General features: G+C 70.8%; 2 protein-coding genes. Both read right to left on the reverse strand.

Translation table 11 applies throughout. The features are described 5' to 3' along the window. Positions 1 to 3,727 (reverse strand): type I polyketide synthase (locus tag ACWC5C_RS41965; RefSeq protein ID WP_450884615.1); only part of this gene is annotated, 3,727 nt, incomplete at its 3' end. A 65-nt stretch (positions 3,728 to 3,792) separates the two neighbouring features. Then, positions 3,793 to 5,792 (reverse strand): SDR family NAD(P)-dependent oxidoreductase (locus ACWC5C_RS41970; protein ID WP_450884617.1); only part of this gene is annotated, 2,000 nt, incomplete at its 5' end.

Below are 5,792 nucleotides of genomic sequence, written 5' to 3' on the forward strand. Positions count from 1 at the left end.
GGAGCCAGGCGGGTGGGGTGTTTTCGTCTGGTGCCAGTTCGGTGAGGTCGGTGAGGGTGGGGGTGTTGGGCTGGGGGAGGGGGCATTCCCTCCAGTGGGTCCATTCGAGGCGGAAGAGTGAGTCGGGTGTGCCGCCGCGGGCGTCGTGCAGCTGCTGAGCGGTCACCGGGCGCAGAGCCAAGGATCGTGCGGACACGACGGGCGCGCCGGTGGTGTCCGTCGCCCGGAGCGCGATGGTGTCGGGACCGGCCGGGGACAACACGACCCGCAAGGTCGTCGCGCCTACGGCGTGCAGGGTGACGCCGCTCCAGGAGAACGGGACGTACGCCTGCGCGTCGTCGGACACGAAGTCGCCGAACCGTATGCCGTGCAGCGCGGCGTCCAGCAGGGCCGGGTGCACCGCGCACCGCGCGGCGTCCCCTCGCGCCTCCTCCGGCACGACGATCTCGGCGAACACCTCGTGACCACGGCGCCAGGCGGCGCGCAGCCCCTGGAAGACCGGGCCGTAGGCGTAACCGCGCTCCGCCAGAGAGGGGTAGAGGTCGCCCACGTCGATCCGCTCGGCGTCCGCCGGCGGCCAGGACTGCGGGGTGTGTTCGTCGTCCGCGGCGGAACTCAGGACACCGCTGGCGTGCCGGAGCCACTCGCCTTCCCGGCAGGAGTACACCGACACCGGACGGCGCCCGTCCTCGTCGGTGTCACCGATCGACACCTGGACCTCGATCGCGCCATGCTCCGGGAGGACCAGCGGCCCCTCCAGCGTCAGCTCGTCCACCACGTCACAGCCGAAGAGCAGCCCCGCCTGCAGGGCGAGTTCGACGAAGCCCGTGCCCGGCAGGAGCACCACGCCGGAGAGGGCGTGGTCTCCGAGCCAGCGATGGGTGGCCTGCGACAGCCGGCCGGTGAGCACGCAGCCGCCGGAGGCGGGCAGCGTCACCGTCGCGCCCAGCAGCGGGTGGTCGAGCGCGCCCAGCCCCAGCGACGAGGCGTCGCCCCGCCCGGGAACGGGGGCCAGCCAGTAACGCTCCCGCTGGAACGCGTAGGTCGGCAGCTCCACCCGGCCCGCACCCGCGAACGCCGGGAGCCAGTCGACCCGGACGCCCTCGACGTGCAGCCGCGCGAGCGAGGAGAAGAACCGCGCGAGCCCGCCTTCACCGCGCCGCAGCGAACCGGTCACGACCACCTGCTCGTCGGCCGCCTCCGCGGTGTCCTGGATGCTCGTGGCCAGCGCCGGATGGGAGCTGGACTCGACGAACACGCGGTAGCCGTCCGCGAAGAGGGACCGCAGCGCACCTACGAAGTCGATCGGCATGCGGGCGTTGCGGAACCAGTAGTCCGCGTCGAGCCCGGTGGTGTCCAGCAGCCCACCGGTCACCGTGGAGTAGAACGGTACGTCGGCCCGGCGGGGAGTGACCTCCGCCAGCAGCTCCATCAGCCGCTCCCGCAGCGGCTCGACCTGGGGGCTGTGCGAGGCCACCGTCGCGGGCACGACCCGGGCGCGTACCCCTTCCTCCACACAGGCGGCGACGAACTCCTCCAAGCTCTCCGGATCACCGGCCACAGTGGCGGCGGTGGGCCCGTTGACGCCGGCCACCGTCAACCGCTCGCCCCACGGTTCGATCCGGGCGGCCAGCTGGTCCGCCGGCAGGGCCACCGAGGCGATGGCGCCCCTGCCCACCAGCGTCTCGGCGAAGAGCCGACTGCGCAGCACCACGATCTTCGCCGCGTCGTCCAGGGACAGTGCCCCCGCCACGCAGGCCGCCGCGATCTCTCCCTGCGAGTGGCCGACCACGGCGGACGGCTTCACCCCGTAGGAGGCCCACAGCTCGGCGAGCGACAGCATCACCGTGAACAGGACCGGCTGGACGACCTCGATCAGGTCGAGCGATGGCGCTGTGGGGACGCCGCGCACCACGTCCTCGATCGACCAGTCGTAGTACGGCTCCAGGACGGCCGAGCACTCGGCGAACCGCCGTGCGAAGACGGGGGAGGTCTCCAGCAGTTCGACGGCCATGCCCGCCCACTGCGATCCCTGGCCGGGGAAGACGAACACCACACCGGAGTCGGGGCCCGCCACTCCGTCGACCACGTTCGCGGCAGGCTCCCCGGCCGCCAACGCCGACAGCCCGTACAGCAGTTCCTCCCGCCCGGAGCCGATCACGACCGCGCGGTGGGACAGAGCCGAGCGCGTGGTGGCCAGTGTCCGTCCGACGTCGGAGGGGTCCAGCGTGTCCGCCACGGCAGCCAGCTGTGCGGCCTGGGCCCGCAGGCCGGTCTCCCCGTGCCCCGAGACGATCCAGGGGACCGCCGACGCCCCGGCGCGCGGCAGGGCGGGCTCCGCCTCGGCCTCGACTGGTGGCTGTTCCACGATCACATGGGCATTGGTGCCACTCACACCGAACGCGGACACGCCGACCCGCCGGGGGCGGTCGTCCTCGGGCCACGCCGTGTTCTCGGTCAGTACCCGCACCGCGCCGGCCGACCAGTCCACGTGCGGGGTCGGCTCGTCCACATGCAGGGTCCGGGGCAGCACGCCGTGGCGCATCGCCATGACCATCTTCATGACCCCGGCGATGCCCGCTGCCGCCTGGGTGTGACCGAGGTTCGATTTCACCGAGGCGAGCCACAGTGGCCGGTCCCGGTCCTGCCCGTACGTGTCCAGCAGCGCCTGCGCCTCGATCGGGTCGCCGAGTTTGGTCCCGGTCCCGTGCGCCTCGACCGCGTCGATGTCGGACGCCGCGAGCCGCGCGTTGGCCAGGGCCGCGCGGATCACGCGACGCTGTGACGGCCCATGGGGTGCCGTCAGACCGTTCGACGCGCCGTCCTGGTTGACGGCGGAGCCTCGTACGACCGCCAGGACCTGGTGGCCGTTGCGTTCGGCGTCGGACAGCCGCTCGACGAGCAGCATGCCCACGCCCTCGCCCCAGCCTGTACCGTCCGCACCGGCCGCGAACGCCTTGGAGCGGCCGTCGGGGGCCAGCCCGCCCTGCGCGGACAGTTCCACGAACGTGCTCGGTGTCGTCATGATCGTGACGCCGCCCGCGAGCGCGAGCGAGCACTCGCCGTTCCGCAGCGCCTGCACGGCCAGGTGCAAGGCGACCAGCGAGGAGGAACAGGCGGTGTCCACGGTGGCCGTGGGGCCCTCCAGACCGAAGGTGTAGGCCAGCCTGCCGGAGATCACGCTCGCCGCGCTGCCCGTGCCGAGGTGCCCCTGTACCTCGTCGCGCGCCGCGCTGAGGAGCGTGGCGTAGTCCTGGCCGTTGGTGCCGATGAACACACCCGTGGCACTGCCCTTCACGGCCTCCGCGGGAATTCCCGCACGTTCGAACACCTCCCAGGAGGTCTCCAGCAACAGGCGCTGCTGCGGGTCCATCGCGATCGCCTCACGCGGCGATATCCCGAACAGCCCCGCGTCGAAATCGGCGATGTCGTGCAGAAAACCGCCGTACCGGGTGGCGGACGCGCCGGAGCGGCCGACCGGGTCGAAGAGGTCGTCCAGATCCCAGTCGCGGTCGCCGGGGAAATCGGCCACCGCGTCGCCGCCTGCGGACACGAACTCCCAGAGCGCCTCGGGGGAGGCGATACCGCCGGGGAAGCGGCAGGTCATCCCCACGATCGCGATCGGCTCGTGATTCTTCGCCTCCACGTCCTGAAGGCGCTGACGAGTCTGCCGCAGATCTTTCGTCATCTCCTTGAGGAAGTGACGAAGCTTATCTTCATTCGACATCGCAGACTGCCCTCTCAACGTGGTACTGAACTCATTCGACGGAGAATTGGGGTTCGGTGGAAACGTCACGAGATACCGAATTCCTTGCCGATGAGATCGAATATTTCGTCGTCGGTCGCGGAATCGACTTCCGCGTCGACGTCGTTGCTTCCGTTTTCCGCCCAACGGGACAGCAGGTTCTTGAGTCGCTCGGCGACTTCGGCCCCCGCCGCGTCACCGGGCGGCAGAACGGACAGCGCCGCTTCCAGGCGGGTCAGCTCGTCGAGTGCGGGTGCCTGCCCGCCATCCGTCAGCTCGGCGCGGACATGCCCGGCCAGTGCCTCCGGCGTCGGGTGGTCGAAGATGACCGACGCGGGGAAACGCGCGCCGGTGGCGGCGACGAGCCGGTTGCGCAGTTCCACGGCCGTCAGCGAATCGAACCCGATCTCCATGAACCGTCGTGCCGGATCCACCGAAGCGGGCTTCGCATGCCCCAGTACGGCCGCCACCTGGGTGCGTACCAACTCCAGCACCGCCCGCTCCCGTTCGGCCGGTGGCATGGACCGCAGCCGGGCGGCCAGCTCATCGGCCGCCTCGACGGGCGCGGTGGCGGTGACCGGCAACTCCGCGAGCAACTCGCTCAGCACCGGGCTGGGCCGCAGCCCGGTGAACCGGGAGCCGAAGCTCGCCCACTCCACATCAGCGATCATCAGCGCGGTCTCGTCGGCGGCCAGTGCCTGGCTCAGCACGGCGATGGCCGCCTCCGGGTCCATCCCGGGCAACAGCCGCTGCCCGGCGCCCATGCCGGATCCGGCCCAGGCGCCCCAGGCCACTGAGGTGGCGGTGAGGCCTTGGGCGCGGCGTTGTTGTGCGAGGCCGTCGAGTGTGGCGTTCGCGGCCGCGTAGCTCGCTTGGCCGGGGTTGCCGAGTGTTGCGGAGGCGGAGGAGAAGAGGACGAAGGCGTCCAGGTCGTGGTGGCGGGTCAGTTCGTCGAGATGGCGTGCCCCGTCGGCCTTGACGCGCATGACCGTGTGGATGCGCTCGGGCGTCAGCGACTCCAGCACACCGTCGTCGAGAACGCCTGCCGTGTGAATGACGACTTTCAGGTCCGGGATCGTCTTGAGCAGGGTGGCGACCGCGTCGCGGTCGCTCACGTCGCAGGCGGCGATGGTGACGTGTGGGCCCATGGCTTCGAGTTCGGTGGCCAGGTCGTGGGCTCCGGGGGCGTCGATGCCTCGGCGGCTGGTGAGGATGATGTGTTCGACGCCGGTGGTGGCGAGCCAGCGGGCGACGTGGCTGCCCAGGGCGCCCGTGCCACCGGTGACCAGTGCGGTGCCTCGGCCGTGCCATTCGGCGGGCTTGGGTGTGGTGGGAGCGATGCGGCTGAGGCGGCAGGCCCATACGCCGGTGGGGCGGATGGCGAGCTGGTCCTCGTTGGTGGCGCCGGAGAGTACCGCGCACAGCGATGCCGTGATGTGTTCGTCCGTCTGGGTGGGGAGGTCGATGAGTCCGCCCCAGCGGTCGGGGTGTTCGAGTGCGATGACGCGGCCGAGGCCCCAGAGTGCGGCTTGGTCGGGGTCCACTTCGTCGTCTGTCACGGCTACGGCGTTGTGGGTGACGCACCACAGGGGTGCGTCGATGTTCGCTGCGGTGAGGGCTTGAACCAGTGCGACGGTCTCGGTGACGGGCAGGAGGGAGACGACGCCTGCGAGGTTTGTGTTGGCCTCGAGTTGGTCGGGTGTGGCGATGGCTCGTACGTCGGCGCCGGCGGTTGACAGGGCGGTGGCCAAGTCGTGGGTGTGGTGGCTCGTGTCGCTGATCACGTACCAGATGCCGGACAGGGCCGGTGGCGAGGAGAGTGGTGTGGTGGGGATCCAGCGGGTCCGGTATCGCCAGGTGTCGGTGGTCGACTGCTGTTGTTGGCGGCGGCGCCAGGATGCCAGTGCTGGTAGTGCTTCGTTCAGGGGTTGGTCGGGGTTGATGCCGAGGAGGTCCAGGTCGCCGTGTTCGATGGCGTTCCAGAGGGCGGTGTCGGTGGGGTTGGTGGTGGGTTGGGGGGTGGGTGGTTGGAGCCAGAAGCGTTGGT

It is taken from the genome of Streptomyces sp. NPDC001700 (assembly GCF_053596435.1).